Source organism: Pseudomonas reidholzensis (assembly GCF_900536025.1).
GTDB lineage: Bacteria > Pseudomonadota > Gammaproteobacteria > Pseudomonadales > Pseudomonadaceae > Aquipseudomonas > Aquipseudomonas reidholzensis.
In genome coordinates this window covers 155,235-182,091 of sequence record NZ_UNOZ01000002.1, presented here as the reverse complement: position 1 = coordinate 182,091, position 26,857 = coordinate 155,235, and the positions used below count along the sequence as shown (strand labels likewise).

Here is a 26,857-nt window from a genome sequence, read left to right as displayed (position 1 = left end):
CTCGGGAGAATTGCCGGGCATTCTACCGTGCAATCAGCGTTTCTTGATCAGGCCGTAGATCACCAGCAGGACAACGGCGCCGACCAGCGCACCAAAGAAGCCCGCGGCTTGCCCAGCCTGGTAGATGCCCAGTGCCTGGCCGCCGTAGGTGGCCAGCAGGGAGCCGGCGATACCCAGCAGGATGGTCATGATCCAGCCCATGCTGTCGTCCCCGGGTTTCAGGAAACGCGCCAGCAGGCCGACGATGAGGCCGATGAAGATGGTTCCAATGATGCCCATGGCATTCCCTCTGCAGTGAGATGAAACACGCCAAAGCCTAGACAGCGCTTTGGCATGTTGCCATCTCAGAGGGCCAAGCGGCCGCAGAGGTTCAATCAGCCGGCGATCAACGCCTCTACTTCGGCGATCTTGGCCTGGAGGCCAACCATGTCGGAGCAGCGCAGGGTGGCGTGGCCAACCTTGCGGCCAACCTTGAACGCCTTGCCGTAGTGGTGCAGGTGGCAGTCGTCGATGGCAACGACCTTGTCCACCGCCGGCACTTCGCCGATGAAGTTGAGCATGGCGCTCTCACCGACCTTGGCGGTCGAACCCAGCGGCAGGCCGGCAATGGCCCGCAGGTGGTTCTGGAACTGGCTGCACTCGGCGCCTTCGATGGTCCAGTGCCCGGAGTTGTGCACGCGCGGAGCGATCTCGTTGGCCTTCAGGCCACCGTCCACCTCGAAGAACTCGAAGGCCATCACGCCGACATACTCGAGCTTCTCCAGCACGCGGCCGACGTAGTCTTCGGCCAGCGACTGCAGCGGGTGGTCTTCGCTGGCCACCGACAGGCGCAGGATGCCGCTCTCGTGGGTGTTGTGCACCAACGGGTAGAAGCGCGTCTCGCCATCACGGCCACGCACGGCGACCAGCGAGACTTCGCCGGTGAACGGCACGAAGCCTTCGAGCAGGCACGGCACGCTGCCCAGCTCGGCAAAGGTGTCGACCACGTCTTCAGGCGTGCGCAGGACCTTCTGGCCCTTGCCGTCGTACCCCAGGGTGCGGGTCTTGAGCACGGCCGGCAGGCCGATGCTGGCCACCGCGGCATCCAGATCGGCCTGCGAGAGGATGTCGGCGAAGGCCGGGGTGGGGATGCCCAGGTCGCGGAACATGCTCTTCTCGAACAGCCGGTCACGGGCGATGCGCAGCGCCTCGGCGCTCGGGTACACCGGCACGAACTGCGAGAGGAAAGCGACGGTTTCGGCCGGGACGCTTTCGAACTCGAAGGTCACCAGGTCGACTTCGTCGGCCAGCTGGCGCAGGTGGTCCTGGTCGCCGTAGTCGGCCCGCAGGTGCTCGCCCAAGGGCGCGGCGCACGCGTCCGGCGCGGGGTCGAGGAAAGCGAAGTTCATGCCCAGCGGAGTGCCCGCCAGGGCCAGCATGCGGCCCAACTGGCCGCCACCGATTACACCGATCTTCATGGGTTAGGCCTCAAACCTGACGCGGGTCTGGATTGTCCAGGACGGTTTCGGTCTGTTCCGTGCGGAACTGCTTGAGCGCCGCGTGGAACTGCGGGTGCTTGGCACCGAGGATGCTCGCCGACAGCAGCGCGGCGTTGATCGCGCCGGCCTTGCCGATGGCCAGGGTGGCGACCGGAACACCGGCCGGCATCTGCACGATCGAAAGCAGCGAGTCGACGCCCGACAGCATCGACGACTGCACCGGCACGCCGAGCACCGGCAGGTGGGTCTTGGCGGCACACATGCCTGGCAGGTGGGCAGCGCCACCGGCACCGGCGATGATCACCTCGATGCCGCGGCCTTCGGCCTCATCGGCATACTGGAACAGCAGATCCGGGGTACGGTGGGCGGAAACCACCTTCACCTCGTAGGGAATGCCGAGTTTTTCCAGCATATCGGCGGTGTGGCTAAGGGTGGACCAATCGGACTTGGAGCCCATGATCACGCCAACCAGTGCACTCATCGTCGAGCCTCTTCGCTTGTGCGCCCTTGGGCGCGTCAAAAAACAACAAGCCACGCGGGACGACCGGCGTGGCTTGTTTGCTGATCATGACCGGAATCTATCCGGTCGAAAGGCCGCGCAGTATAACGTAACGCGATAGCATCCCGGCACCCCTGGCGACCAACTGTCGGGCCTATTTTTCGGGGGTTTGGCTGACTTTTGGGTCAACTGTGCCGCCTTCCAGCTTGCGCCACAGCAGCCTCACGTTGGCCTTGCGCACCAGCGCGCAGCGGTACAGGCGAATCTCCAGCGGCACATGCCAGGCACTGGGGCCGCACACCGCCAGTTCACCACGGGCCAGCTCGCCTTGCATCGACAGCCGCGGCACCCAGGCGACGCCCATGCCCTCGAGCGCCATGCTCTTCAGGCTGTCGGCCATCGCCGTCTCGTACACCGTGGTGTAGCGCAGGTTGCGCTGGCGCAGCAGCAGGCTCACCGAACGGCCGAGAAAGGCGCCGGCGCTGTAGGCCAGCAGTGGCACGCTGGCGTCGCCTTCGAGGTCGAACAGGGGCTTGCCGTCAGGGCCGACGGCGCAGACCGGGAGCATCTCGGTGGTGCCCATGTGCAGCGACGGGAAGATCTCGGCATCCATCTGCAGCGCCGCGTCCGGGTCATAGAAGGCCAGCATCAGGTCACAGCCGCCTTCACGCAGGGCGTGCACCGCGTCACCGACGTTGGTGGCGACCAAGCGGGTGGCGATGTTCAGGCCATCGTTGCGCAACCCCGCCACCCACCGCGGGAAGAAGCCCGAAGCCAGCGAGTGCGCTGCCGCGACCTGGATCACCTCGCCCTGCCCCCCTTCAAGGTGGTGCAAATGGCGGAGAACTTCGCTCAACTGGTCGACAACCGTACGCGCCGTGACGAGAAACAGCTGGCCCGCCTCGGTCAGCTCGATCGGCGTGCGGGAACGGTTCACCAAGGTCAGCCCAAGCGCCGCTTCGAGGCTTCGGATGCGCCGGCTGAACGCCGGCTGGGTGACGAAACGGCGCTCCGCCGCTTGGGAAAAACTACGTGTCGAGGCCAGCGCGCTGAAATCTTCCAGCCATTTGCTTTCAAGGTTCATGAAGCCCTCTCTCGCCGTGCACCAAAATGGAACACGCTCGATTATCAATAGACGTCACATCAATCAGTATGCCGTTTGTGCATAGGTTAGCGTCTAACAGCATTGGCCGACAAATCTGCCCAGGCCTAGGATTGGCGGCATTCCGGCAGGTGCCGGGTCAAACTCGAGATGATATCTATCATGTCCTCCGCTGCATCGTTCCGCGTCGAAAAAGATCTGCTTGGTACCCTTGAAGTCCCTGCCGATGCCTACTACGGCATCCAGACTCTGCGCGCTGCCAACAACTTCCACCTCTCCGGCGTTCCGCTGTCGCACTACCCGAAACTGGTAGTCGGCCTGGCGATGGTCAAGCAGGCAGCTGCTGACGCCAACCGTGAGCTGGGGCACCTGAGCGATGCCAAGCACGCTGCGATCACCGAGGCCTGCGCCCGTCTGATCCGCGGTGACTACCACGAGCAGTTCGTGGTCGACATGATCCAGGGCGGTGCTGGTACTTCTACCAACATGAACGCCAACGAAGTCATCGCCAACATCGCGCTGGAGGCCATGGGTCACCAGAAGGGCGAGTACCAGTACCTGCACCCGAACAACGACGTCAACATGGCGCAGTCGACCAACGACGCCTACCCGACCGCGATCCGCCTGGGTCTGCTGTTGGGTCATGACGCCTTGCTGGCCAGCCTCGACAGCCTGATCCAGGCCTTCGCCGCCAAAGGTGAAGAGTTCAGCCACGTCCTGAAGATGGGCCGCACCCAGCTGCAAGACGCCGTGCCGATGACCCTGGGCCAGGAATTCCGCGCCTTCGCCACCACCATGACCGAAGACCTCAACCGTCTGCGTTCGCTGGCACCGGAGCTGCTGACCGAAATCAACCTGGGCGGTACCGCGATCGGTACCGGCATCAACGCCGACCCGGGCTACCAGATGCTCGCCGTACAGCGCCTGGCAACCATCAGCGGCCAGCCGCTGGTACCGGCGGCCGACCTGATCGAAGCCACCTCCGACATGGGCGCCTTCGTGCTGTTCTCCGGCATGCTCAAGCGTACCGCGGTCAAGCTGTCGAAGATCTGCAACGACCTGCGCCTGCTGTCCAGCGGCCCGCGTACCGGCATCAACGAGATCAACCTGCCAGCGCGTCAGCCGGGCAGCTCGATCATGCCAGGCAAGGTCAACCCGGTGATCCCGGAAGCCGTCAACCAGGTGGCCTTCGCCATCATGGGCAACGACCTGGCCCTGACCATCGCCGCCGAAGGTGGCCAGCTGCAGCTGAACGTGATGGAGCCGCTGATCGCCTACAAGATCTTCGACTCGATCCGCCTGCTCCAGCGCGCCATGGACATGCTGCGCGAGCACTGCATCGTCGGCATCACCGCCAACGAACAGCGCTGCCGTGAACTGGTCGAACACTCGATCGGCCTGGTCACCGCCCTGAACCCGTACATCGGCTACGAAAACGCCACCCGTATCGCCCGCGTTGCCCTGGAAACCGGCCGCGGCGTACTGGAACTGGTGCGCGAAGAACAGCTGCTGGACGAAGAGATGCTCAACGACATCCTGCGTCCGGAAAACATGATCGCTCCACGTCTGGTGCCGCTGAAGGCGTAACCGACTGCTGCAACCCGTCTCACCAGGTTTGAGGGACTAGACACCTCTCGACCTTTCAAGGGCCCGAGCGCACGCTTCGGGCCCTTTTTTTATCTGCAGATCCTGCGTGTCGGCGCCCGGCACACAACTTGCTCCATAATGCCTCCCACCCCACGGGATAGCCGAGCATGCTGCACAGCCACCTGACCACCCTCAACGCCGTTTCGCTGATCCTCAAGGTCTTCCAGGAGGATGGCTGCGATGCCTCGACGTTGCTGGCCGGCAGCGGCATTGGCCCGGCCGACCTGGGCCATGCCGATGCGCGCATCACCACCCAGCAGGAGCTGCAGGTGTGCGCCAACGCGGTAGCCCGGCGCGAGGAGATCGGCCTGGAGCTGGGCCGGCGCATGCATGTGTCGTGCTACGGCATGCTCGGTTACGCCCTGCTCTCCAGTGCCACTTTGGGTGACGCCCTGCGCCTGGCGCTGCGCTATCCGGCACTGCTGGGAACAGTCTTCCAGCTGCGCCTGCTCGACGATGGCCAACGGGTCTGGTTCAGCGCCAGCGAGTACCGCGACAGCCCGGCGCTGGCCACCTTCAATGCCGAGTTCTGCCTGGTGTCGCTGAAAATCATCTGCGACGACTTGCTGGGCCGTTCGCTGCCACTGCTGGCGGCGCGTTTCGAACATGCCCAGCCCGGCTATCACGCGCTATACGCCGGTGCATTCCCGTGCCCGCTGGGGTTCGAGGCGGGCGACAACGCCTTCGCCTTCGAGCGGCGCTGGCTGGACATGCCCTTGCCGCTGGCCGACCCGATCACCCACCAGGCGATGAGCGAACGCTGCCGGCAGTTGAACCTGGAGTTCACCGGGCGCCAGGCCTGGCTGGGGCGGATCCGCCAGTTGCTGGTGCAGCAGCTGGACGCCGCGCCGGGGCTGGAAGGCCTGGCGCGGCAGATGAACTGCTCGTCGCGCACCTTGCGCCGGCACCTGCAGGCGCTGGGCAGCAGTTATCAACAGTTGCTCGATGAGCTGCGCTTCGAGCGCGCCAAGCAGTTGCTGGCCGAAGACCAGATGCCGATCTACCGGATTGCCGAAACCCTCGGCTTCAGCGAGACCGCCAGCTTCCGGCATGCCTTCCAGCGCTGGAGCGGCGTGGCGCCCAGTCACTTCCGCGGCTAAGCGACGGCCAACCCTTTGGCCATATCGATCCCCTTTTGGCCATCGCCAACGTTCTCCCGCAACAGGCGGCCCCCGACAATGGAGGCACGCCAGTCACTCCCGGAGAACAACAAATGCTGACGATCTATTCCGATGATCACCGCCTGCACCACGGCCGCTGCGAGCTGATCGACGGCAAGCTGATGCCGTGCTTCGAAATGCCTTCGCGCGCCGACCACGTCCTCGACCAGGTCAACAAGCGCCAGCTCGGCCCCGTCCAGGGCCCCACCGACTTCGGCCGCGCGCCGCTCGAGCGCATCCACAGCAGCGACTACCTGAACTTCTTCGAAGGCGCCTGGGCGCGCTGGGCGGCCCTGGGCCACGACGGCGACCTGCTGCCCTTCACCTGGCCAGCGCGGACCCTGCGCCAGTTTAAGCCCAGCGGCCTGCACGGCGAGCTCGGCTACTACAGCTTCGACGCCGGCGCACCGATCACCGCCGGCACCTGGCAGGCCGCCTACAGCGCCGCCCAGGTCGCCCTGACCGCCCAGGCGGCGATCCAGCAAGGCGCCCACTCGGCCTTCGCGCTGTGCCGGCCACCGGGGCACCACGCCGCCGCCGAGGTCATGGGCGGCTACTGCTACCTGAACAACGCCGCCATTGCCGCCCAGGCCTTCCTCGACCAAGGCCAGGGCAAAGTGGCGATCCTCGACGTCGACTACCACCACGGCAACGGCACCCAGGACATCTTCTACCGCCGCAACGACGTGTTCTTCGCCTCCATCCATGGCGACCCGCAGGCCGAGTTCCCGTTCTTCCTCGGCTACGCCGACGAAACCGGCGAGGGTGCGGGTGAAGGCTGCAACATCAACTATCCATTGCCCGCCGGCAGCGACTGGGCCGCCTGGAACCACGCCCTGGAAGCCGCTTGCCAGCGTATCGCCGCCTACGCGCCGGATGTGCTGGTGATCTCGCTGGGCGTGGATACCTTCAAGGACGACCCGATCTCGCAGTTCAAGCTGGACAGCCCGGACTACCTGGCGATGGGCGAGCGCATCGGCCGCCTGGGCAAACCGACCCTGTTCGTCATGGAAGGCGGCTACGCTGTGGAAGAAATCGGCATCAACGCGGTCAATGTGCTGGAAGGCTTCCAGCGCGCCCAGCCAGGAGCCCGACCATGACCCGACTCAAGCGCCTGCTCGCCCCACTGCTCGCCGTAAGCCTGGTCGCTGGCGCCGTCCAGGCCCAGGCCGAGCAGCGCACCCTGCGTGTGTACAACTGGTTCGACTACATCACCCCGCAGACCCTCGTTGACTTCCAGAAGGACAGCCAGGTCAAGCTGATCTACGACATCTTCGACACCAACGAAGCGCTCGAGGCCAAGCTGCTCACCGGCAACTCCGGGTATGACGTGGTGGTGCCGTCCAACGTATTCCTGGCCAAGCAGATCGAAGCCGGGGTGTTCCAGCCGCTGGACCGCAGCAAGCTGCCCAACTGGCAGCACCTGGACCCGGCCCTGATGAAGCTGATCGAAGCCAACGACCCGGGCAACCAGTTCGCCGTGCCCTACATGTATGGCACGGTGCTGATCGGCTTCAACCCGGCCAAGGTCAAGGCCGTGCTCGGTGACGCGGCGCCGGTCGACAGCTGGGACCTGATCTTCAAGGAAGAGAACCTCGCCAAGCTCAAGCAGTGCGGTGTGGCCGTGCTCGACTCGCCGTCGGAGATCCTCCCGCTGGCTCTCAAGTACCTCGGCCTGGACCCCAACAGCAACAAGCCTGATGACTACAAGAAGGCCGAAGCGCTGCTGCTGAAGATCCGCCCGTACATCACCTACTTCCACTCCTCGAAGTACATGGCCGACATCGCCAACGGCGATATCTGCGTGGCCGTGGGTTATTCCGGCAGCTTCTCGCAGGCGGCCAACCGCGCGCGCGAGGCCAACAATGGCGTGGTGGTGGACATGCGCCTGCCCAAGGAAGGCGCGCCGATCTGGTTCGACATGCTGGCGATCCCGAAGAACGCGGCGAACTCGGCGGATGCGCATGTGTTCATCAACTATCTGCTGCGGCCTGAGGTGATTGCGCCGATCAGCGACTTTGTCGGGTATCCGAACCCGAACAAGGACGCGACCGCGAAGGTCAGCCCGGCGATTCGCAATAATCCGAACCTGTATCCGACTCCGGAGGCGATGAGCACGCTGTATACGCTCAAGCCATTGGCGCGGGATGCCGAGCGGGCGCGGACTCGGGCCTGGACGCGAATCAAGTCCGGTACCTGATCAGAGATCCTGGGGCTGCTGTGCAGCCCATCGCCGCGGTCCGGCGTCCCGGCAAGCCCGCTCCTACAGGTACCGTGCAGGTCCGCATCCTGTAGGAGCGGGCTTGCCCGCGATGGGCCGCTGCGCGGCCCCGGCTATCTCCAGGCCTTGCGCAAGCGCATCAACGCATCGGCAATCTGTGCTTCAGGTACCGCCGCAAACCCCAGCACCAGCCCCGCGCGTTTATCCACAGGCACCTCGCTGTCCTCCAGCCAGTACCTGCTCAGCGGATTCACCTCGACCCCCACTGCCTCCGCCAGGGCCACCAGCTCACCCTCCCGTGCGAAGTTATCCACAGCCACCTTCACATGCAGCCCCGCCGCCACGTCCGGCATCGCCCCCAACCCCGCCACCTCCGTCGGCCACCCTGCCTTGAGCACATTGCGCCGGCTCAGCGCCGCCCGCCGCATGCGGCGGATATGCCGGAGAAAATGCCCCTGGGCCATGAACTGCGCCATCACACACTGCGTACTCACCTCCGAATGCCGCACCGCCAGCGCCCTGCCCTGGCTGAACGGCTCGACCAGCCGCTGCGGCAACACCAGGTAGCCCAGGCGCAACGCCGGAAAGGCGATCTTGCCGAACGTGCCCACGTACAACACCCGCCCTTGCCGATCCAGCGCCGCCAAGGGCGCCAGCGGTGCGCCGTTGTAGCGGTACTCGCCGTCGTAGTCGTCTTCGATGATCCAGCCATCCTGGCGCTCGGCCCAGGCCAGCAGCTCCAGGCGCCGCGCCAGGCTCATGGTGACCCCTGTGGGGTATTGGTGCGCCGGGGTCACATAAGCCAGCCGGCAGTCGGCCAATTGCGCCAGCCGGGCGCAATCCAGCCCCTCCTCGTCCACCGGCACGCCGCACACGCGTGCGCCGGCAACGGCAAACGCGTGCCCCGCCGCCCGGTACCCCGGGTTTTCCACAGCTACAGCGTCGCCAGGCTGCAACAGCAGCTGTGCACAAAGGCTGATTGCCTCCTGCGCACCACTGGTGATCACAATTTGTCCAGCCGTGCACGACATGCCCCGCGAGCGACGCAGATAGGCGGCGATCAGCTCGCGCAGCAGCGGCTCACCTGCCGGGTCGCCATAGCCCAGTTGCGCAGGGTCGGGGTTTCGCCAGAAGCCCGCTTGCAGCTTGGCCCAGACGTCGAACGGGAACAGGTCGAAGGCCGGCACACCGACTCGAAATGCGCGTGGCGGGCCCGTTCTGGGCAGCGGCAGGTGGTGAATTTTCAGACGCTCCAACGGCTCACTGGAACGCATGCTGCTGGATAAATCCTCAGTATTTTCTGGGGTAAATGTGGATAACCCTGTTGATAACCTAGGGTATAACCCTGTGGACAGTTGTGTGGATAGTTTTTTCAGCTGGGTCACGTAGGTGCCGTCGCCGACCCGACTTTCGATGTAGCCCTCGGCATACAGCTGGTCGTAGGCGCGTACCACACTGTTACGCGACAACGACAGCACCGCGGCCAGGTCGCGGGTGGCTGGCAGGCGCGTACCGCTGCTCAAGCGGCCGTCCAGCACCCGCGCACGCAGCGCCAAGTACAACTGCTGACTGAGCCCGCGACGCGGGTCGAGGACGATGCCGGCAGGGTCGAAAGGCAACACGAAGGGGCGCTCGCTCATGGCATTGGACCTATCAAATCCGCTGTTAATGGCTCTTAACCTGGACCAATAGACTGCCTAGGATGGAGCCATTCGACAAGGAACCCAGCATGTACAACAGCAAACCGCATCAGGAGCACGACCTCGACCGCCTGCACCAGCAGATGCTCGAAACCCGCCTGGCTGTACTGGTGACCTACGGCGAGCAGGGTCTGCTCGCCAGCCATATCCCGGTGCTGGTGGATACCGGCGAAGGTGAGTTCGGCACGGTCTACGGCCACCTGGCCCGCGCCAATCGTCAGTGGCAGGTGCTCGAGCAAGGCACTGAAGCCTTGCTGGTCTTCGCCGGCGCCGACGCCTACGTCAGCCCCAGCTACTACCCGAGCAAGCTCGACAACCACAAGGTGGTGCCGACCTGGAACTACCTGGCCGTGCATGCCTACGGCGCCGCCGAAGTGATCCAGGACGGGCCGGGCCTGCTGGACATCGTCAGCCGCCTGACCGATCGGCACGAGCAGGGCCGCAGCGCACCCTGGACAGTCGCCGATGCGCCCAGCGACTACATCGACGGCATGCTCCGCGCCATCGTCGGCTTCCGCCTGCCCATCGCCCGCCTGCAAGGCGCGCGCAAGCTCAGCCAGAACCGCTCGGCCGAGGACATCGAAGGCGTTCGCCAAGGCCTGGCCAGCAGTACCGATCCACTGAACCTGCAACTCGCCGCGCACATGCGCGCCCTCTGAAGGAATAGCCCGTATGTCCAGCGTCATCATTCGCCCCGTCAGCGCCAACGACCACGCCGCCTGGCTGCCCCTGTGGCAGGCCTACCTGCGCTTCTATGAAACCGAACTGCCCGAGGAAGTCAGCGCCGTGACCTGGCAGCGCCTGCTCGACCCGCAGGAGCCGACCCACTCGGCGTTGGCCTGGGTCGATGGCAAGGCGGTGGGCATGGTCAACTGGATCTATCATCGAACCAACTGGAGCATCGCCAACGCCTGCTACCTGCAGGACCTGTACGTGGACGGCGAGCAGCGTGGCCTGGGCATCGGCCGCCAGCTGATCGCGCTGGTCAATACCACGGCCAAGGCGGCCGGATGCTGCAAGGTGCATTGGCTGACCCACGAAACCAACACCACCGCCCAGGGCCTGTACGACCAGGTCGCAGAACGGCCTGGCTTTATCCAGTTTCGCCAAACGCTGTAAGACAGGAGCCGCACATGAGTCAGCCGATTAACTGGCAACCGGCGAAAACGCCCCAGGCCGAGCCCATCGAAGGGCGTTTCATTCGCCTGGAGAAGCTCGATCCAACTCGCCATGGCGATGACCTGTGGCAGGTGCTGCAAGGCCCGCAGTCTGATCCGTCGCTGTGGGACTACCTGCCCTACGGCCCGTTCAGCGAACGCGCCCCTTTCGACAAATGGCTCGAAGGCAACGCCGCCAGCCGCGATCCACTGTTCTACAGCGTCATCGACCGCGCCAGCGGCCAGGTGCAGGGCATCCTCAGCCTGATGTCGATCGTGCCCGACCACGGCCGCATCGAGATCGGCCACATCGCCTTTGGCGCGGCCATGCAGCGCACGCCAAAAGGCAGCGAGGCGGTTTACCTGCTGGGCAAGCTCGGTTTCGAACTGGGCAATCGCCGTCTGGAATGGAAGTGCAACAACGCCAATGCCCGCTCCAAGCGTGCGGCGGAGCGCTTCGGCTTCATTTACGAGGGGGTGTTCCGCAATCACATGGTGATCAAGGGGCAGAACCGCGATACCGCCTGGTACGCGATTACCGATGACGAGTGGCCAGCCGTGGCCGCTGGCTTCGAGCGCTGGCTGAGTGCCGACAACCAGCGCCCCGACGGACAGTCGAAGACGCTGGAAGCCTGCCGCAACCTGGCCTGAGGTTCACTCAGTCGAGGTGACGCTTGAGCTCGGCGATGTGCTCCGGGCCAATGCCGCAGCACCCGCCGAGCAGGCTGGCGCCACGCTGACGCCAGTTCTGCGACCAGCTCAGGTAGCCCGGCGGATCGAGGTCTTCACGCAGCTCGTCCAGGCCATCGTTGGCGGTAGCGTCCTTGGGCTGCGGCGGGAAGGCGTTGGCGTAGGCACCGATGGCGATGTCTGCGCCCAGGCGCTCGAACACTTCGCGGGCGGCGTCGATCGCCGCGCCGATCACTTCCGGCTGGCTGCAGTTGAACAGCATGGCCTTCACGCCCAGGGCCGCGACCGCTTCGGCCGCTTGAGTCACGCTTTCGCCTGAACGCAGCGTCGGCACCTCGCCGACCTCTTCGTCCTGCAGGGTGAACGACACCCACAGCGGTTTGCCATCGGCCGGCAATTGCTTGGCAATCGCCTGCACTTCAACGATCGCGCTCTGGGTTTCGGCCAGCCACAGGTCGACATACGGCGCCAAACCTACGACCAACGGCAGCAGCACTTCGGTGACGCGCTCGGGCTCGAACAGGTCTGGGCGATACGAGCCGAACAGCGGCGGCAGCGAACCGGCAACCTTTACCGGCCGCGCGCTGGCGTCAGCCGCGGTGCGCGCCAGCTGACCGGCGGTGGCCGCCAGGGCGAAGCCTTCATCGGCGAAGCGCTGTTCACCAATATGAAACGGCACCACCGCGTAGCTGTTGCTGGTAATTACCCCGGCACCGGCTTCGATATAGGCGGTGTGCACCGCGATCACCGCTTCCGGCGCTTCGCTCAGCGCCAGGGCCGACCATTCCGGCTGGCGAAACGGCGCGCCTCGGCGCTGCAGCTCCCGACCCATGCCGCCATCAAGAATTTCCAACGACCGATCGCCCATATAACTTCCGCTTATATTGATATGAATAATATTCACTGGTGACTTCAAACTTATAACTATTAAATATCGAATCCGCTTTTTTTAACAACTTTTTCCAGGTATCTCCATGCGTTTGCCTTCCTTGCTTTGCGCAGGCCTTCTGGCCCTGAGCGCCACCTCTGCAGCCTTTGCCGGTGCCACCCTGGACCGCGTCGAGTCGCGCAAGGAAATCGTCAACGTGCTGATGGAGAGCTACCCGCCGTTCTCGTTCCTCAATGATCAGAACCAGCTCGATGGCTTCGACGTCGACGTGGCCAAGGCCGTGGCGGCCAAGCTCGGCGTCAAGCTGCGCCTGGAGACACCGTCCTGGGACGTGATCGCCGCCGGCCGCTGGAGCGGTCGCTACGACCTGTGCATCTGCTCGATGACCCCAAGCAAGGCGCGCGCCGAGGTGTTCGACTTCCCGGTGGAATACTACGCCTCGCCGGCGGTGATCGTGGTCAATGCCAAGGATGAGCGGATTCACTCGGCCAAGGACCTCGACGGCCTCAAGGTCGGCCTGACCAGCGCCTCCAGCTACGAGAGCTACCTGAACAAGAACCTGGTGATCGAAGGCGCTGAAGAGCAGAAGATCGATTACCCGTTCGACTTCGTCCAGATCGCCCCGTACGACACCGACAACGTGGCCTTCCAGGACCTCGGCCTGGGCGCCGGCGTGCGCCTGGACGCCATCCTCACCAACCTGGTGACCGCACAGCCGCGCCTAGACCAGGACAAGCGCTTCAAGCTGGCCGGCGCGCCGCTGTATGAAGAGCCGAACTCGGTCGCCATCGAAAAAGGCGATCCCGAGTGGGACGCCAAGGTGCGCCAGGTGTTCGCCGAGCTCAAGGCCGATGGCACGCTGGCCAAGCTGTCGCAGAAGTGGATCGGCGCCGATATCAGTAAATGAGTGCTCATCAGCCCGCTCCAAAACCCGTGGTGGGCGCGCCGGGTGCGCGCCTGTTCGGCTTCCGCACCCGCCTGTACCTGACGTGGCTGGTGTTGCTCCTGCTGTTCGTCGGCTTCTTTCTCAGTTTTGACCTGAAATTCTCGATCATCGTCGAGAAATTCCCCAACCTGGCAGGCTTCAAGCTCGGCCCCAATGGCTTCCTGCAGGGCGCTGCGCTGACACTGTTCCTGTGCCTGTGCTCGATGGTGGTGTCGGTGCTGCTGGGCTTTGCCGCCGCCCTCGCACGGCTGTCGAAGAGTGCCGTGCTGTTTGGCGTGGCCAGCTTCTACACCTCGTTCTTCCGCGGTACACCGCTGCTGATCCAGATCCTGCTGATCTACCTGGGCCTGCCGCAGCTGGGCCTGGTGCCCGGTGCCATCGCAGCGGGGATCATCGCCCTGTCACTCAACTACGGCGCCTACCTGAGCGAGATCTTCCGCGCCGGGATCATCGGCGTCGCCCTTGGCCAACGCCAGGCGGCCCTGGCCCTGGGCATGCGCCCGGCCGCGATCTTCTGGCACATCACCCTGCCGCAGGCGATGCGCACGATCATCCCACCGAGCGCCAACCAGTTCATCTCGATGCTCAAGGATTCGTCACTGATCTCGGTGATGGGGGTCTGGGAAGTGATGTTCCTGGCCCAGTCGTATGGGCGCTCGAGCTATCGCTACCTGGAAATGTTGACCACAGCGGCGGTGATCTACTGGGTGCTGTCGATCATGCTCGAACTGATGCAGGCTCGGCTTGAGCGGCATTTTGGCAAGGGTTATCAGCGTTAGGCCCAGCCCTTTCAAGGTATTTTGAATTTGCGCATGGCTTGAGCTCGCTGGGGCCGCTGCGCAGCGGCCCCAGCGAGTTCAAGCCAAGGATAAATTCAGGAGCACTGCGAAGACCTTGAAAGGGCTGAGCGAAGGCTGGATTGCTCTGAGGCTGGCGAGGGCAAAAAAAAGGGGAGCTTATCGCTCCCCAATGAGGTTAACCGCTTGCAGATGAGGGCTTAGCTCAGCCCTCGATCTCGATCAGGATCTCGCCCGGGGTCACTCGGTCGCCCTTGGCCACATGAATGGCCACGACCTTGCCGGCAATGGCCGCCTGGACTTCGGTTTCCATCTTCATGGCTTCGGTGATCAGCACCGCCTGGCCGGCCTTGACCACGTCACCTTCCTTGACCAGCACATCGACGATGTTGCCCGGCATGGTGGTGCTGACATGGCCCGGCGCGCTGGCTTGCTTGCGCTTGCTGCCGCCACCGCCGACGAAGTCGTTGAGCGGCTCGAACACCACTTCTTCCGGCATGCCGTCGATCGACAGGTAGAAGTGACGCTTGCCTTCCGCCTTGACGCCGACACCGGTGATGTCGACCCGGTAGGTCTCGCCGTGCACGTCGATGACGAACTCGGTGGGTACGCCTTCGCCGCCAGGGGCTGCCACAGCACCGGCTTCGGGGATCGGCAGGAGCACTTCAGGGGTCAGGGTGCCGGCTTCGCGTTCTTCGAGGAACTTGCGGCCAATGTCCGGGAACATGGCATAGGTCAGCACGTCTTCTTCGCTGTGCGCCAGCGCGCCGATGTCGCCACGCAGCTTGGTCATCTCGGGCTTGAGCAGGTCGGCCGGGCGGACGTCGATCACCTCTTCGCTGCCGATCGCCTGACGGCGCAGTTGCTCGTTGACCACGCCCGGCGCCTTGCCGTAACCGCCTTGCAGGTAGAGTTTGACCTCGTTGGTGATGGTCTTGTAACGCTCGCCGGCGAGCACGTTGAAGAACGCCTGGGTGCCGACGATCTGCGAGGTCGGGGTGACCAGCGGCGGGAAGCCGAGGTCTTCGCGCACCCGTGGGATCTCCGCCAGCACTTCGCTCATGCGGTTGAGCGCGCCCTGCTCCTTGAGCTGGTTGGCCAGGTTGGAAATCATCCCGCCCGGCACCTGATTGACCTGCACGCGGGTGTCCACCGCGGTGAACTCGCTCTCGAACTGGTGGTACTTCTTGCGCACGGCGTAGAAGTACAGGCCGATCTCCTGCAGCAGCTGCAGGTCCAGGCCGGTGTCGAACTCGCTGCCCTTGAGCGCGGCGACCATCGACTCGGTGCCCGGGTGGCTGGTGCCCCAGGCAAAGCTGGAGATGGCGGTGTCGATGTGGTCGGCACCGTTTTCAACGGCCTTGAGCTGGCACATCGCGGCCAGGCCGGCGGTGTCGTGGGAGTGGATGAACACCGGCAGCGACTGCTCGGCCTTCAGCGCCTTGACCAGCTCGCCGGTGGCAAACGGGGTGAGCAGGCCGGCCATGTCCTTGATCGCCACCGAGTCGCAACCCATGGCTTCCATCTGCTTGGCCTGGGCCACGAACGCGTCGATGGTGTGCACCGGGCTGGTGGTGTAGGCGATGGTGCCCTGGGCATGCTTGCCCGCGGCCTTGACCGCCTCGATCGCCACGCGCAGGTTACGCACGTCGTTCATGGCATCGAAGATGCGGAACACGTCGATGCCATTGACCGCGGCCTTGGCGACGAAGGCTTTGACCACGTCATCGCTGTAGTGGCGGTAGCCGAGCAGGTTCTGCCCGCGCAGGAGCATCTGCAGGCGGGTGTTGGGCAAGGCGGCGCGCAGCTTGCGCAGACGCTCCCACGGGTCTTCCTTGAGGAAGCGCACGCAGGCGTCGAAGGTCGCGCCACCCCAGACTTCCAGCGACCAGTAGCCGACCTTGTCGAGCTTTTCGCAGATCGGCAGCATGTCTTCGGTGCGCATGCGGGTGGCCAGCAGGGACTGGTGGGCGTCGCGCAGGATCGTGTCGGTTACGTGAATTTTCTTGGACATTATGGGGTTCCTCACAGGCCTGCGTGGGCGGCGATGGCGGCGGCGATGGCCAGGGCCAGCTCTTCGGGTTTGCGCTTGATCGAGTAGTTGGTCAGTTCAGGGTGGCTTTCGACAAAGCTGGTATTGAACTGGCCGCTACGGAATTCCGGATTGCGCAGGATCTCCTGGTAATACGCGGCGGTGGTCTTCACCCCTTGCAGGCGCATGTCGTCCAGGGCCCGCAGGCCGCGGTCCATGGCTTCTTCCCAGGTCAACGCCCAGACCACCAGTTTCAGGCACATGGAGTCATAGAACGGTGGAATGGTGTAGCCGGTGTAGATCGCGGTGTCGGTGCGCACGCCCGGGCCGCCCGGGGCGTAGTAACGGGTGATCTTGCCGAAGCTGGGCAGGAAGTTGTTTTTCGGGTCTTCGGCGTTGATCCGGAACTGCAACGCGAAACCGCGGTGCTGGATGTCTTCCTGCTTGACCGACAGTGGCAGGCCGGAGGCGATGCGGATCTGCTCGCGGACGATGTCGATGCCGGTGATTTCCTCGGTGATGGTGTGTTCCACCTGGACCCGGGTGTTCATCTCCATGAAGTACACCTCGCCATCGGCGAGCAGGAACTCCACGGTACCGGCGTTCTCGTAGTTCACCGCCTTGGCCGCACGCACCGACAGGTCGCCGATGTAGGCGCGCTGCTCAGGGGTCAGCTGCGGGCTGGGGGCGATCTCGATGAGCTTCTGGTTGCGGCGCTGGATCGAGCAGTCGCGCTCGAACAGGTGCACCACGTTGCCAAAGCTGTCACCGAGGATCTGCGCCTCGATATGCTTGGGATTGACGATGCACTTTTCCAGGAACACTTCGGCCGAGCCAAAGGCTTTGGTGGCCTCGGAAATCACCCGCGGGAAGGCCTGTTCCAGCTCCTCGCGGCTGTTGCAGCGGCGAATACCTCGGCCGCCGCCACCGGACGTTGCCTTGAGCATCACCGGGTAGCCGATACGCTCGCCTTCGACGAGCGCCTCGTGGATATCCGCCACGTTGCCTTCGGTGCCTGGGGTCACGGGGACCCCGGCCTGGATCATGGTCCGGCGCGCTTCGGTCTTGTCGCCCATGCGGCGAATGACCTCGGCGGACGGGCCGATGAACTTGACCCCGCGCTCGGCGCAGATTTCTGCCAGTTCGGCGTTTTCCGAAAGGAACCCGTAACCGGGATGCAGCGCATCACAGCCGGTTTCCACAGCGAGGTTGACCAGCTTGCGCGGGTTCAGGTACCCGGCCAGTGGCTCGGCACCAATGCTGTAGGCCTCGTCGGCGCGCTTGACGTGCAAGGCATGCCGGTCGGCGTCGGAATAGATCGCCACCGAGCGAATACCCATCTCGGCGCAGGCACGCACGATGCGGACTGCGATTTCACCCCGGTTGGCGATCAGGATTTTTTTTATCACTGGAGTCTTCCCAAAGCCGATGGATCATACGAGCCGGTTCTACCGGTCGGCGCGTGACCCGATGCTGCTGGCCAGTCGCACATCCACCCTAGCGCCAGAGGACGATAAACAAAAATCAATATTTGTTAGAGGCAGCATTAGCAAAAGCTTATAGTTCAGTAACAAGGTTTTGCCGGAGCCCGGAAAATAATGCGTAAGTCATTGATGCGTATGACATTGCGTCAATTGCAGATCTTCAATGAGGTGTGCGATTTACGCTCCTACAGCCGGGCCGCCGAAGAAATGGCGCTGACCCAACCGGCCGTCAGTCTACAGATTCGCCAGCTCGAAGAGCTGGTCGGCCAGCCGCTGTTCGAATACATCGGCAAGAAGCTCTACCTCACCGAGGCGGCCGAAGCCTTGCAGCGCGCCAGCCGCGACATCTTTGGCCGGCTGGAAAACCTCGACATGCAATTGTCGGACATGCAGGGTTCACTGCAAGGTCAGCTGAAGCTGGCGATCGAGTCCAGTGCCAAGTACTTCGTGCCACACCTGTTCGCTGCCTTCAAGCAGCGACACCCGGAGGTCAACCTGACCCTCACGGTGGTCAACCGCGCCCAGGCGATCCGGCGGCTGTCGGATAACCGCGACGACCTGATCATCATGTCCATGGTGCCGCAGGACATGGGCCTGGAGTTCCTGCCGTTTCTGAACAACCCGATCGTCGCCGTGGCGCCGCCGGACCACCCGCTGTGCAAGCTGGAGAAGCTGCGCCTGCAGGACCTCGAGCCTCATACCCTGCTGGTCCGCGAGCAAGGCTCGGGGACGCGCAAGGCCTGCGAGGAGTACTTCAAGGAAAAGCGCGTGCACTTCACCCAGACCCTCGAAGTGGCCTCCGCCGATGCCCAGCGCGAGTGCGTGATCGCCGGCCTGGGGATCGCCCTGCTGACGCGCCATGCGCTGAACCTGGAGCTGGCCACGGGCATGCTCAAGGAGCTGCCGGTCGAGGAGCTGCCGCTGTACCGCAGCTGGTGTGTGGTGCAGGCCAAGGCCAAACGGCAGTCGCCGGTGGCCCTGGCGTTTCTGGCGTTCATCCGCAGCGAACGTGCGATGATCAGCGCGATTGTGGAGCGTTTTTCGGGGAAGCTGCCGCCGATACCTGCCACACCGTGATGTCTCTCAGCTCGGGGTAGTCGACGATATCGCGGAGCAATTGACGTTGCTCGGAGTAGCTTTCGATCGCGCGGCGAAACTCCATCCGGCGCAGATCCTTCTCCTGCTGTTTGCGAGCCTTGGCGTTGGGTTGATACGAGCCATCGAGGTCACGAGCCATGCCTGTCTCCCTGATCGAGTGCGGGGAGTTTCAGACTGGCTCGGGGACTTTACCGTTTCGCTGCCGATGGGTGACAGATCGATGAAACTTGCTATTAGTCGTCCATGGCCTTGATCGACTTGGGCGACAGACGCAGGCTGCGCAAGCTGCGCTTGACGCTCTTCAGGTGGTTGACCAGGCTCGGCCCACGGGCCATGGCCACGCCCATCGCCAGCACGTCGATCACCACCAGGTGAGCGATCCGCGAGGTCAGCGGGGTGTAGATCTCGGTGTCTTCGTGTACATCGATGGCCAGGTTGACCGTGGACAGCTCGGCCAGCGGGGTCTGGCTCGGGCACAGGGTGATCAGGCTGGCGCCACTCTCGCGCACCAGGTTGGCAGTGATCAACAGGTCCTTGGAGCGGCCCGACTGCGAGATGCACACGGCCACGTCGCCTGGCTTCAGGGTCACCGCCGACATCGCCTGCATGTGCGGGTCGGAGTACGCCGCCGCGCTGAGCAGCAGGCGGAAGAACTTGTGCTGGGCATCGGCCGCCACCGCCCCCGAGGCGCCAAACCCATAGAACTCCACCCGCTGGGCCGTGGCCATGGCCGCAACGGCCTGCTGCAAGGCATGCGGATCGAGGTGCTCGCGCACTTCCATCAGGGTATGCAGGGTGGTGTCGAAGATCTTCAGGCTGTAGTCGGCAACCGAGTCATCCTCGTGAATCGCGAACTGGCCGAAACTGGCGCCCGCCGCCAGGCTCTGCGCCAGCTTGAGCTTGAGGTCCTGGAACCCGGAGCAGCCGATCGCCCGGCAGAAGCGCACGATGGTCGGCTCGCTGATACCGACGTTGTGGGCAAGGTCGGCCATGGAGCTGTGCATGACGGCAGCCGGATCAAGCAGCACATGGTCAGCCACCTTCAGTTCCGATTTACGCAGCAGGTGGCGCGATTGGGCGATATGTTGCAACAGATTCACGGGCTGGACTCGGTTATGATCGGCTGGCCGGGGATGTAGCTTTCTTGTAGTTATACTACATGACCGGCGACCCGCCCAGTTAAACGAACGTTGGAGAGTGGTGGCTTGACGATTCCTTGCGACATTCTGGTCTTCGGCGGCACCGGCGACCTGGCCTTGCACAAGCTGCTGCCGGCGCTCTACCACCTGTATCGCGAGGCTCGCCTGCACAACGCCGTGCGGATCATTGCGCTGGCCCGGCGCACCCTGCACCGTGACGACTACCTCAAGCTGGCCGAGCGCCACTGCCGGGTGCAGATCGCCCGCGACGATTTTGACGAGGAGGTCTGGCGACGGTTTTGCGCGCGGCTCGACTACTTCGCCATGGACGCCGCGCAGAGTGCCGATTTCGGTCGCCTGGCACGCTACCTGGGCGAGCCTGGAGGGCTGTCGCGGATCTACTACCTGGCGACCGCGCCCAACCTGTTCGTGCCGATTGCCAACCACCTGCGGATCGCCGGCCTGGCCGACCCCGAGGCGCGCATCGTGCTGGAAAAACCGATCGGCCATTCGCTGGAGTCGGCCACCGCGATCAACCAGGCGATCGGCGCGGTCTTCGACGAGTCGCAGGTGTTTCGCATCGACCACTACCTGGGCAAGGAAACCGTGCAGAACCTGATGGCCCTGCGCTTCGCCAACGCCCTGCTGGAACCGGTGTGGCGCAACGGCCAGGTCGACCATGTGCAGATCAGCGTCTGCGAAACCCTCGGGGTCGAGAACCGTGGTGGATACTATGACCGCGCCGGCGCCACCCGCGACATGCTGCAGAACCACCTGCTGCAGTTGCTGTGCCTGGTGGCCATGGAGCCCCCCGCGCAGTTCGAGGCCGAGGCGGTGCGCGATGAAAAGGTGAAAATACTCCGCGCGCTGAAACCGATCACTGGCCAGGACGTGCAGGACAAGACCGTACGCGGGCAGTACAGCGCCGGGCACATCGGTGGCCAGGAAGTACCGGCCTACTACTTCGAGAAAGACGTCGACAATGACAGCGATACCGAGACCTTCGTCGCCGTCCAGGCACAGGTCGACAACTGGCGCTGGGCCGGGGTGCCGTTCTACCTGCGCACGGGCAAGCGCATGGCGCGGCGCTCATCGCAGATCGTCATCCAGTTCAAGCCGGTGCCCCACGAGTTGTTCAGCGGTGGCCAGGTCAACCAGTTGCTGATCCAGCTGCAACCCGATGAGCGCATCAGCCTGCGCATGATGACCAAGAGCCCGGGCAAGGGCATGCGCCTGGAGCCGGTCGAGCTCAACCTCAACCTGGCCCAGGTGTTCGGCCAGACGCGCCGCTGGGAGGCCTACGAACGCCTGCTGCTGGATGTCCTCGAAGGTGATTCGACGCTGTTCATGCGCCGCGACGAAGTGGAAGCGGCCTGGGCCTGGATCGATCCGATCCTCAATGGCTGGGAGGAACACTTCCAGGCCCCGCGCCCCTATCACGCGGGCAGCAACGGCCCGGAGCAGGCCAACAGCCTGCTGACGCGACAGGGAAGGCATTGGTATAGCTGAAGGCTTTCTGGCTGCGCTGCGACGCGCGCCCAGCGCACTGTGGCGACCCCGGCAACATGACGTTGCCGTTCGCCACCGGAGTCAACCAACATGACCATCGAAACCAAGGGCTGGACTGCGCAAAACGACAAGCTGCCAGGTTCGCCGACCTTCCGTGTACAGGGCACGGTAACCGTCGCACATGGCGGCCTGCAGCCCGTTCTGCAGGTCCGGGCGATGCAGGACAAGTCCATGGCGCTGGCCCTGGAGCTCACCCTGGAAAACCTCGGCGGCATGCATACCCAGGCCGTCTGCGACAAACCTGTGTCCTTCGTGCTGGCGGGTGGCCATGACGGCATCCCCAAAGTGGATATCTTCCATGAGGGTGGGCTGATCGCCCGCATCACCCAGATCAACGTGACCCATTGATCTGAACGGAGCGGGCCAGCCCGCTCCGCTAGGTCATCCGTTGACCCATGGCCGCATCGACCCGTCCAACAAGCCCTTGAAGGTCAGCGCATCGACCGGCCGGCTGATCAGGTAGCCCTGGGCCTCATCGCAGCCCTGCGCCTTGAGGAAGTCGAGCTGCGCCTGGGTTTCTACCCCTTCCGCCACGACCTTGAGGTCGAGGCTCTTGGCCATGGCGATGATGGCCCGCGTGATCGCGGCGTCCTGATTGCCCTCGTGCAGCCCGCGGATGAACGCCTGGTCGATCTTCACGTAGTCCACCGGGAAGCGTTTCAGGTAGCTCAACGACGAATAGCCGGTGCCGAAATCATCGATCGCCAACTTGACCCCCAGCGCGTGCAACTGCTGGAAGGTCGAGATGATGTGTTCGACGCTGTCGAGCAGCTGGCTTTCGGTCAGTTCCAACTCCAGCATTTCCGGCGCCAGGCCAGTCTCCTCGAGCACCTGGCGCACCAGGCTGACCAGCTTGCCCTGGCGCAACTGATACACCGACAGGTTGACCGAAACGCGGATCTGCAAGCCCTCGCGCCGCCATTCACAGGCCTGCCAGCAGGCTTGGCGCAGGACGAATTCGCCCATCGGCGCGATCAGCCCGGTTTCTTCGGCCAGGCCGATGAACTCGCTGGGCGGCACCATGCCCCATTGCGGGTGCTGCCAGCGCACCAGGGCCTCGGCGGCATGCAGCCGGCCGCTTTGCAGGCACAGCTTGGGCTGGTAGTAGACCAACAGCTGGCCCTCGTCGACCGCCTTGCGCAGGTGGTTTTCCAGCTGCAGGCGCTCAAGGGTGCTGGCCCGCAGGCTTTCGGTGTAGAACTGGAAGTTGTCCCCGCCCAGGTGCTTGGCGTGCTGCTTGGCCATGTCGGCCTGGCTGATCAGGGCATTGGCGTCGAACGCGGCATCCGACAACAGGCTGATGCCGACCGACGCGCTGATCACCACTTCATGGCCATCCAGGCGCTGCGGCACGCGCAGTTTGTCCAGCAGCCGAGTGGTCACTCGCACCAGGCTCGAGAGGTTGCTGTAGCCATCGAACAGCACGGCGAATTCATCGCCGGAGAGCCGCGCCACGGTGTCGGCCTCGGGCACGGCGTTGGCGATACGTTTGGCGATCTTCTTCAGCAACTGGTCGGCCAACTCATGGCCCAGGCTTTCATTGAGCAGCTTGAAGCGGTCGAGGTCGATGTGCAGCAACGCCAGGCTGCGGCCATTGAGGCGCACGCGCTGGCCGGCCTCGTGCAGGCGCAGGCGGAACAGCGCGCGGTTGGCCAGGCCGCTCAGTTCGTCATAGTGGGCCAGGTAGCGCAGGCGCTCCTCGGAGGCCCGGCGTGCCGACAGGTCAGTGAAGAAGCCGACCACATTACTCAGGTTACCGTCGCTGTCACGCACCCCGGTGAGCTGCAGCCACTGCGGGTACAGCTCGCCATTCCTGCGCGCCTCGACCAGCTCGCCCTGCCAGTGTCCGTGCTGGTTGAGGGCGTGCTCCATCGACTGGTTGTAGCGCTGCGCATCACTGCTACAAGGCAATTCCAGCAGCGCTTGGGCGATCAGCTCGGCACGCGAGTAGCCGGTCATCTGGCAGTACGCCTGGTTGACGGCCAGCAGGACAAAGTCGGCAGTCAGAATGACGATGCCTTCGTTGCACGCCTCGAACACCGTCGACGCCAGCCGCTCCTGCTCTTCGAGCGCCTTCTGCGCATAGACCCGCTGCAGGTCCTCGCTCAGCGCCTGATTGTGGAAGCGCCGCAGCAGGCTGCGGTCGATCAGCCGGTTGACCTGCCAGGCCACCACCATCAGCGCCCCCAGCAGGATCAGGCCGAGCCAGCCCCAGCCGCGCTGATGGCCGGCCTCGAAGTAGAACAGGAAGGCGATCGGCGGCAGCAGGCAGGGCAAGGCGAAGCTGAGAAACGCCGGCAGGCTCACCGCATAGGCGACGCTGGCGGACAACGCCGCCATCCCCAGCAAGCCGAACACCCACGCCTGCTGGACGAAGTTGTCCACCGGCACCAGGGCAATTGCCGCACAGGCCAGGGTCAGGCCGCTGAAGGCCGAGCCGCCGAGGAACATCCGCCACCAGCTCGGGCTGGCCTGGCGCTGCGCCGGCGCCGCCTCGAACGCCGCGACCTGGATCACCCGCGACGCCACCAGCGCCAGCAGCCAGACCAGCCACACGCTGACCAGCAGGTAGCGCGCAGGGCTCCACAGCAGCCAGGCGCAGAGCAGGCCGTTGAGCAGCATGAACACGGTGGGCAGCAGCGAGCCCTGGTACAACAGGCGGGTACGCTCGATGAAGAGCTGGGTGGCGAATTGCCTGCGCAGATTCCTTGTCGTCTGCGACGATATTCCGATCGCCGTGCAATCCTGGGTCATAGTGCTGATTCTGTTGGTCTTCTTGTTATGGATGAGCGCAATGTTGCGCGGATCTTACACAAGCGGCGGCGTTGGCCAAACTGCTCTGCGTCATGTCGGTGCGTGTGACCCGGATTAACGGGGTCGGACTGATGAACGGCGAGCCTCCAAGGTGAATATTTATACAGTAGAGGTTTGCCCCTCGCCCCCGCGTCGCCCTAGAATGGCCGGATGCACACAGACGACCTCTCCCTCCTGCTGAACTCCCTCAATGATGCCCAACGCCAGGCCGTAGCTGCCAAGGCCGGGCGTCAACTGGTGCTTGCTGGCGCCGGTTCCGGTAAAACCCGCGTGCTGGTGCACCGTATCGCCTGGCTGATCCAGGTCGAACAGGCGTCGCCGCACTCGATCCTGTCGGTGACCTTCACCAACAAGGCGGCGGCAGAAATGCGCCAACGGATCGAGCAGCTGATGGGCATCAACCCGGCCGGCATGTGGGTGGGCACCTTCCACGGCCTGGCCCATCGCCTGCTGCGGGCGCACTGGCAGGAAGCGCGGCTGGCGCAGAACTTCCAGATCCTCGACAGTGACGACCAAGGACGCCTGGTCAAGCGGGTGATCCGCGAACTCGGCCTCGACGAGCAGCGCTGGCCGGTGCGCCAGGCCCAGTGGTTCATCAACGGGCAAAAGGATGAAGGCCTGCGCCCGCAGCACATCCAGCCGGGTGGCGACCTGTTCCTGGCGACCATGCGCAGCATCTATGAAGCCTACGAGCAGGCCTGCGAGCGGGCCGGGGTCATCGACTTCTCCGAACTGCTGCTGCGCGCGCTCGACCTGTGGCGCGACAACCCTGGCCTGCTGCAGCACTACCAGCGGCGCTTCCGCCACCTGCTGGTGGACGAGTTCCAGGACACCAACGCCGTGCAGTACGCCTGGTTGCGCTTGCTCGCCCAGGGCGGCGACAGCCTGATGGCGGTGGGCGACGACGACCAGTCGATCTACGGCTGGCGGGGCGCCAAGATCGAGAACATTCATCAGTACACCGCCGACTTCCCCGACGCCGAGATGATCCGCCTGGAGCAGAACTACCGCTCCACCGGCGGCATCCTCAAGGCCGCCAACGCCCTGATCGCCAACAACACCGATCGGCTGGGCAAGGAGCTGTGGACCGACGTCGGCGAAGGCGAGCCACTGACCCTCTACGCCGCCTACAACGAGCATGACGAAGCGCGTTACGTGGTCGAGTCGATCGAGAGCGTGATCAAGCAGGGCAATGCGCGCAGCGACATTGCCATCCTGTACCGCTCCAACGCCCAGTCGCGGGTGCTCGAAGAAGCCCTGCTGCGCGAACGCATTCCTTACCGCATCTATGGCGGCCAGCGCTTCTTCGAACGCGCCGAGATCAAGAACGCCATGGCCTACCTGCGCCTGCTCGAAGGCCGCGGCAACGATGCGGCGCTGGAGCGGGTGATCAACGTGCCGCCGCGTGGCATCGGTGAAAAGACCGTCGAGGCGATTCGCGACCACGCCCGCCACGCGCAGCTGTCGATGTGGGAGGCCATGTGCCAACTGCTCGCCGCCAAGGCCCTCAAGGGCCGCGCCGCGAGCGCGCTGGGCGCGTTCATCGAGTTGCTCGAGAACCTTGCCGCCAAGGTCTCGGAAATGCCCCTGCACCTGATGACCCAGACGGTCATCGAGCAGTCCGGCCTGATCCTCTATCACCAGGAAGAAAAAGGTGAGAAGGGCCAGGCACGGGTAGAAAACCTTGAGGAACTGGTCAGCGCCGCGCGCAACTTCGAAAGCAGTGAAGAAGACGCCGACCTGTCGCCGTTGTCGGCCTTCCTCGGCCATGCCTCGCTGGAAGCCGGCGACGCCCAGGCCGACGAGCACGAAGACAGCGTGCAGCTGATGACCCTGCACAGCGCCAAGGGCCTGGAGTTCCCGTACGTGTTCCTGGTGGGCATGGAAGAGGGGCTGTTCCCGCACAAGATGAGCCTGGAAGAACCCGGGCGCCTGGCCGAGGAACGCCGCCTCGCCTATGTCGGCATCACCCGGGCCATGCGCCAGCTGTACATGACCTACGCCGAGACCCGGCGTCTGTATGGCAGCGAAACCTATAACAAGGTGTCGCGTTTCGTCCGTGAAATCCCGGCCGGCCTGGTCCAGGAAGTGCGCCTGTCCAACTCGGTCAGCCGCCCGTTCGGCGGCGCGCAGGCACCGGCCAGCAGCCTGTTCGCCAACGCCAGCATTCCGCAGACCGCCTTCTCGCTCGGCCAGCGCGTGCAGCATTCGGTGTTTGGCGAAGGGGTAATCCTCAACTTCGAGGGCTCCGGTGCACAGGCTCGCGTGCAGGTGAACTTCGACGAAGGCAGCAAGTGGCTGATGCTCGGGTATGCCAAACTCGAGGCGATCTGAAGCAGCGCCGGCCTCTTCGCTGAAGCGCGAAGAGGTCGGGCGACTTTTCCTACAGCATTAAATCCAATGCCCTACCGCCCGCCTCGTGTCTTCCTCAGACC

Annotated in this window: 24 protein-coding genes; 13 read left to right on the top strand and 11 right to left on the bottom strand. The window is 64.2% G+C overall.

The window, feature by feature from the left end; translation table 11 throughout:
• Positions 1-33: 33 nt before the first annotated feature.
• The 4 genes from CCOS865_RS00975 to CCOS865_RS00960 all read right to left on the bottom strand — a co-directional run bounded on the left by CCOS865_RS00975 (position 34) and on the right by CCOS865_RS00960 (position 3,061).
• Positions 34-279, bottom strand: coding sequence for a GlsB/YeaQ/YmgE family stress response membrane protein (locus tag CCOS865_RS00975; RefSeq protein WP_119137131.1), 246 nt, complete (start codon positions 277-279; stop codon positions 34-36).
• Positions 280-374: 95 nt separating this feature from the next.
• On the bottom strand, positions 375-1,457 hold the full coding sequence (locus CCOS865_RS00970) for a 5-(carboxyamino)imidazole ribonucleotide synthase (RefSeq protein WP_119137130.1): 1,083 nt from the start codon (positions 1,455-1,457) through the stop codon (positions 375-377).
• Between the two features lie 10 nt (positions 1,458-1,467).
• Positions 1,468-1,959 (bottom strand): 5-(carboxyamino)imidazole ribonucleotide mutase, encoded by a 492-nt coding sequence (purE, locus tag CCOS865_RS00965; RefSeq protein ID WP_119137129.1) that lies wholly within the window; start codon positions 1,957-1,959, stop codon positions 1,468-1,470.
• Between the two features lie 172 nt (positions 1,960-2,131).
• Positions 2,132-3,061, bottom strand: coding sequence for a LysR substrate-binding domain-containing protein (locus CCOS865_RS00960; RefSeq protein ID WP_119137128.1), 930 nt, complete (start codon positions 3,059-3,061; stop codon positions 2,132-2,134).
• A gap of 180 nt (positions 3,062-3,241) precedes the next feature.
• Here CCOS865_RS00960 and aspA point away from each other — a divergent pair, with 180 nt between their 5' ends.
• From aspA to CCOS865_RS00940, 4 genes are all read left to right on the top strand, one after another.
• Positions 3,242-4,666: an aspartate ammonia-lyase gene (gene aspA / locus CCOS865_RS00955; protein WP_119137127.1), complete on the top strand. Its 1,425-nt coding sequence runs from the start codon at positions 3,242-3,244 to the stop codon at positions 4,664-4,666.
• Between the two features lie 167 nt (positions 4,667-4,833).
• Positions 4,834-5,826 (top strand): AraC family transcriptional regulator, encoded by a 993-nt coding sequence (locus CCOS865_RS00950; RefSeq protein ID WP_119137126.1) that lies wholly within the window; start codon positions 4,834-4,836, stop codon positions 5,824-5,826.
• Positions 5,827-5,939: 113 nt separating this feature from the next.
• Entirely contained in the window at positions 5,940-6,986 is a 1,047-nt protein-coding gene (locus tag CCOS865_RS00945; RefSeq protein WP_119137125.1) for a histone deacetylase family protein, read from the top strand.
• Positions 6,983-8,086 (top strand): polyamine ABC transporter substrate-binding protein, encoded by a 1,104-nt coding sequence (locus CCOS865_RS00940; RefSeq protein ID WP_119137124.1) that lies wholly within the window; start codon positions 6,983-6,985, stop codon positions 8,084-8,086. Before CCOS865_RS00945 ends, CCOS865_RS00940 begins: the two co-directional genes overlap by 4 nt.
• 134 nt (positions 8,087-8,220) lie before the next feature.
• Here CCOS865_RS00940 and pdxR read toward each other — a convergent pair whose 3' ends face one another.
• Positions 8,221-9,747: a MocR-like pyridoxine biosynthesis transcription factor PdxR gene (pdxR, locus tag CCOS865_RS00935; protein ID WP_119137123.1), complete on the bottom strand. Its 1,527-nt coding sequence runs from the start codon at positions 9,745-9,747 to the stop codon at positions 8,221-8,223.
• Between the two features lie 89 nt (positions 9,748-9,836).
• Here pdxR and CCOS865_RS00930 point away from each other — a divergent pair, with 89 nt between their 5' ends.
• The 3 genes from CCOS865_RS00930 to CCOS865_RS00920 are packed head-to-tail and all read left to right on the top strand — an operon-like array spanning position 9,837 to position 11,615.
• The gene (locus CCOS865_RS00930; protein WP_119137122.1) at positions 9,837-10,466 is read left to right on the top strand and encodes an FMN-binding negative transcriptional regulator; all 630 of its coding nucleotides are present in this window, start codon (positions 9,837-9,839) and stop codon (positions 10,464-10,466) included.
• A 13-nt stretch (positions 10,467-10,479) separates the two neighbouring features.
• On the top strand, positions 10,480-10,926 hold the full coding sequence (locus CCOS865_RS00925) for a GNAT family N-acetyltransferase (RefSeq protein WP_119137121.1): 447 nt from the start codon (positions 10,480-10,482) through the stop codon (positions 10,924-10,926).
• Positions 10,927-10,940: 14 nt separating this feature from the next.
• Entirely contained in the window at positions 10,941-11,615 is a 675-nt protein-coding gene (locus CCOS865_RS00920) for a GNAT family N-acetyltransferase (protein WP_119137120.1), read from the top strand.
• 7 nt (positions 11,616-11,622) lie between these two features.
• On the opposite strand, the gene CCOS865_RS00915 is transcribed toward CCOS865_RS00920, so the two are convergent.
• Positions 11,623-12,522 (bottom strand): homocysteine S-methyltransferase family protein, encoded by a 900-nt coding sequence (locus tag CCOS865_RS00915; protein ID WP_119137119.1) that lies wholly within the window; start codon positions 12,520-12,522, stop codon positions 11,623-11,625.
• Between the two features lie 106 nt (positions 12,523-12,628).
• Here CCOS865_RS00915 and CCOS865_RS00910 point away from each other — a divergent pair, with 106 nt between their 5' ends.
• Positions 12,629-13,450, top strand: a complete 822-nt coding sequence (locus CCOS865_RS00910; RefSeq protein ID WP_119137118.1) for an ABC transporter substrate-binding protein — start codon at positions 12,629-12,631, stop codon at positions 13,448-13,450.
• Complete coding sequence (locus CCOS865_RS00905; RefSeq protein ID WP_119137117.1) at positions 13,447-14,268, top strand: amino acid ABC transporter permease; 822 nt, start codon at positions 13,447-13,449, stop codon at positions 14,266-14,268. Before CCOS865_RS00910 ends, CCOS865_RS00905 begins: the two co-directional genes overlap by 4 nt.
• 223 nt (positions 14,269-14,491) lie before the next feature.
• Here the strand turns inward: CCOS865_RS00905 and oadA are convergent, their stop codons facing one another.
• Both oadA and CCOS865_RS00895 read right to left on the bottom strand, forming a co-directional pair.
• Positions 14,492-16,300 (bottom strand): sodium-extruding oxaloacetate decarboxylase subunit alpha, encoded by a 1,809-nt coding sequence (oadA, locus tag CCOS865_RS00900; RefSeq protein WP_119137116.1) that lies wholly within the window; start codon positions 16,298-16,300, stop codon positions 14,492-14,494.
• 11 nt (positions 16,301-16,311) lie between these two features.
• Positions 16,312-17,727 (bottom strand): acetyl-CoA carboxylase biotin carboxylase subunit, encoded by a 1,416-nt coding sequence (locus CCOS865_RS00895; protein WP_119137115.1) that lies wholly within the window; start codon positions 17,725-17,727, stop codon positions 16,312-16,314.
• 189 nt (positions 17,728-17,916) lie between these two features.
• Here CCOS865_RS00895 and CCOS865_RS00890 point away from each other — a divergent pair, with 189 nt between their 5' ends.
• Positions 17,917-18,879, top strand: coding sequence for a LysR family transcriptional regulator (locus tag CCOS865_RS00890; RefSeq protein ID WP_119137114.1), 963 nt, complete (start codon positions 17,917-17,919; stop codon positions 18,877-18,879).
• Here the strand turns inward: CCOS865_RS00890 and CCOS865_RS00885 are convergent.
• A complete protein-coding gene (locus CCOS865_RS00885) occupies positions 18,821-19,039 on the bottom strand; it encodes a PA3496 family putative envelope integrity protein (RefSeq protein ID WP_119137113.1) in 219 nt (72 codons plus the stop codon). The two genes, CCOS865_RS00890 and CCOS865_RS00885, sit on opposite strands and share 59 nt — an antisense overlap.
• A gap of 94 nt (positions 19,040-19,133) precedes the next feature.
• The gene (gene hexR / locus CCOS865_RS00880) at positions 19,134-20,000 is read right to left on the bottom strand and encodes a transcriptional regulator HexR (protein WP_119137112.1); all 867 of its coding nucleotides are present in this window, start codon (positions 19,998-20,000) and stop codon (positions 19,134-19,136) included.
• Between the two features lie 105 nt (positions 20,001-20,105).
• Between hexR and zwf the strand changes: the two genes are divergently transcribed.
• Both zwf and CCOS865_RS00870 read left to right on the top strand, forming a co-directional pair.
• Positions 20,106-21,548 carry a glucose-6-phosphate dehydrogenase gene (zwf, locus tag CCOS865_RS00875; protein WP_119137111.1) on the top strand — a complete coding sequence of 481 codons (1,443 nt, stop codon included), beginning with the start codon at positions 20,106-20,108 and terminating at the stop codon, positions 21,546-21,548.
• A gap of 90 nt (positions 21,549-21,638) precedes the next feature.
• Positions 21,639-21,956 carry a hypothetical protein gene (locus tag CCOS865_RS00870; RefSeq protein WP_119137110.1) on the top strand — a complete coding sequence of 106 codons (318 nt, stop codon included), beginning with the start codon at positions 21,639-21,641 and terminating at the stop codon, positions 21,954-21,956.
• Between the two features lie 33 nt (positions 21,957-21,989).
• Here the strand turns inward: CCOS865_RS00870 and CCOS865_RS00865 are convergent, their stop codons facing one another.
• Positions 21,990-24,230 (bottom strand): putative bifunctional diguanylate cyclase/phosphodiesterase, encoded by a 2,241-nt coding sequence (locus CCOS865_RS00865; RefSeq protein ID WP_415842585.1) that lies wholly within the window; start codon positions 24,228-24,230, stop codon positions 21,990-21,992.
• A gap of 342 nt (positions 24,231-24,572) precedes the next feature.
• Between CCOS865_RS00865 and uvrD the strand changes: the two genes are divergently transcribed.
• A complete protein-coding gene (gene uvrD / locus CCOS865_RS00860; protein ID WP_119137108.1) occupies positions 24,573-26,756 on the top strand; it encodes a DNA helicase II in 2,184 nt (727 codons plus the stop codon).
• Positions 26,757-26,857 lie beyond the last annotated feature (101 nt).

What these genes read in the sequence shown, in the direction of transcription:
- CCOS865_RS00905 (WP_119137117.1), top strand. Translation starts at nt 13,447, where the DNA reads ATGAGTGCTCATCAGCCCGCTCCAAAACCCGTGGTGGGCGCGCCGGGT.
- CCOS865_RS00950 (WP_119137126.1), top strand. Translation starts at nt 4,834, where the DNA reads ATGCTGCACAGCCACCTGACCACCCTCAACGCCGTTTCGCTGATCCTC.
- CCOS865_RS00915 (WP_119137119.1), bottom strand. Translation starts at nt 12,522, where the DNA reads ATGGGCGATCGGTCGTTGGAAATTCTTGATGGCGGCATGGGTCGGGAG.
- uvrD (WP_119137108.1), top strand. Translation starts at nt 24,573, where the DNA reads ATGCACACAGACGACCTCTCCCTCCTGCTGAACTCCCTCAATGATGCC.
- CCOS865_RS00865 (WP_415842585.1), bottom strand. Translation starts at nt 24,230, where the DNA reads ATGCTGCTCAACGGCCTGCTCTGCGCCTGGCTGCTGTGGAGCCCTGCG.
- CCOS865_RS00870 (WP_119137110.1), top strand. Translation starts at nt 21,639, where the DNA reads ATGACCATCGAAACCAAGGGCTGGACTGCGCAAAACGACAAGCTGCCA.
- CCOS865_RS00970 (WP_119137130.1), bottom strand. Translation starts at nt 1,457, where the DNA reads ATGAAGATCGGTGTAATCGGTGGCGGCCAGTTGGGCCGCATGCTGGCC.
- CCOS865_RS00945 (WP_119137125.1), top strand. Translation starts at nt 5,940, where the DNA reads ATGCTGACGATCTATTCCGATGATCACCGCCTGCACCACGGCCGCTGC.
- CCOS865_RS00940 (WP_119137124.1), top strand. Translation starts at nt 6,983, where the DNA reads ATGACCCGACTCAAGCGCCTGCTCGCCCCACTGCTCGCCGTAAGCCTG.
- oadA (WP_119137116.1), bottom strand. Translation starts at nt 16,300, where the DNA reads ATGTCCAAGAAAATTCACGTAACCGACACGATCCTGCGCGACGCCCAC.
- CCOS865_RS00930 (WP_119137122.1), top strand. Translation starts at nt 9,837, where the DNA reads ATGTACAACAGCAAACCGCATCAGGAGCACGACCTCGACCGCCTGCAC.
- CCOS865_RS00885 (WP_119137113.1), bottom strand. Translation starts at nt 19,039, where the DNA reads ATGGCTCGTGACCTCGATGGCTCGTATCAACCCAACGCCAAGGCTCGC.
- aspA (WP_119137127.1), top strand. Translation starts at nt 3,242, where the DNA reads ATGTCCTCCGCTGCATCGTTCCGCGTCGAAAAAGATCTGCTTGGTACC.
- CCOS865_RS00920 (WP_119137120.1), top strand. Translation starts at nt 10,941, where the DNA reads ATGAGTCAGCCGATTAACTGGCAACCGGCGAAAACGCCCCAGGCCGAG.
- purE (WP_119137129.1), bottom strand. Translation starts at nt 1,959, where the DNA reads ATGAGTGCACTGGTTGGCGTGATCATGGGCTCCAAGTCCGATTGGTCC.
- CCOS865_RS00910 (WP_119137118.1), top strand. Translation starts at nt 12,629, where the DNA reads ATGCGTTTGCCTTCCTTGCTTTGCGCAGGCCTTCTGGCCCTGAGCGCC.
- CCOS865_RS00890 (WP_119137114.1), top strand. Translation starts at nt 17,917, where the DNA reads ATGCGTAAGTCATTGATGCGTATGACATTGCGTCAATTGCAGATCTTC.
- pdxR (WP_119137123.1), bottom strand. Translation starts at nt 9,747, where the DNA reads ATGAGCGAGCGCCCCTTCGTGTTGCCTTTCGACCCTGCCGGCATCGTC.
- CCOS865_RS00925 (WP_119137121.1), top strand. Translation starts at nt 10,480, where the DNA reads ATGTCCAGCGTCATCATTCGCCCCGTCAGCGCCAACGACCACGCCGCC.
- CCOS865_RS00960 (WP_119137128.1), bottom strand. Translation starts at nt 3,061, where the DNA reads ATGAACCTTGAAAGCAAATGGCTGGAAGATTTCAGCGCGCTGGCCTCG.
- CCOS865_RS00975 (WP_119137131.1), bottom strand. Translation starts at nt 279, where the DNA reads ATGGGCATCATTGGAACCATCTTCATCGGCCTCATCGTCGGCCTGCTG.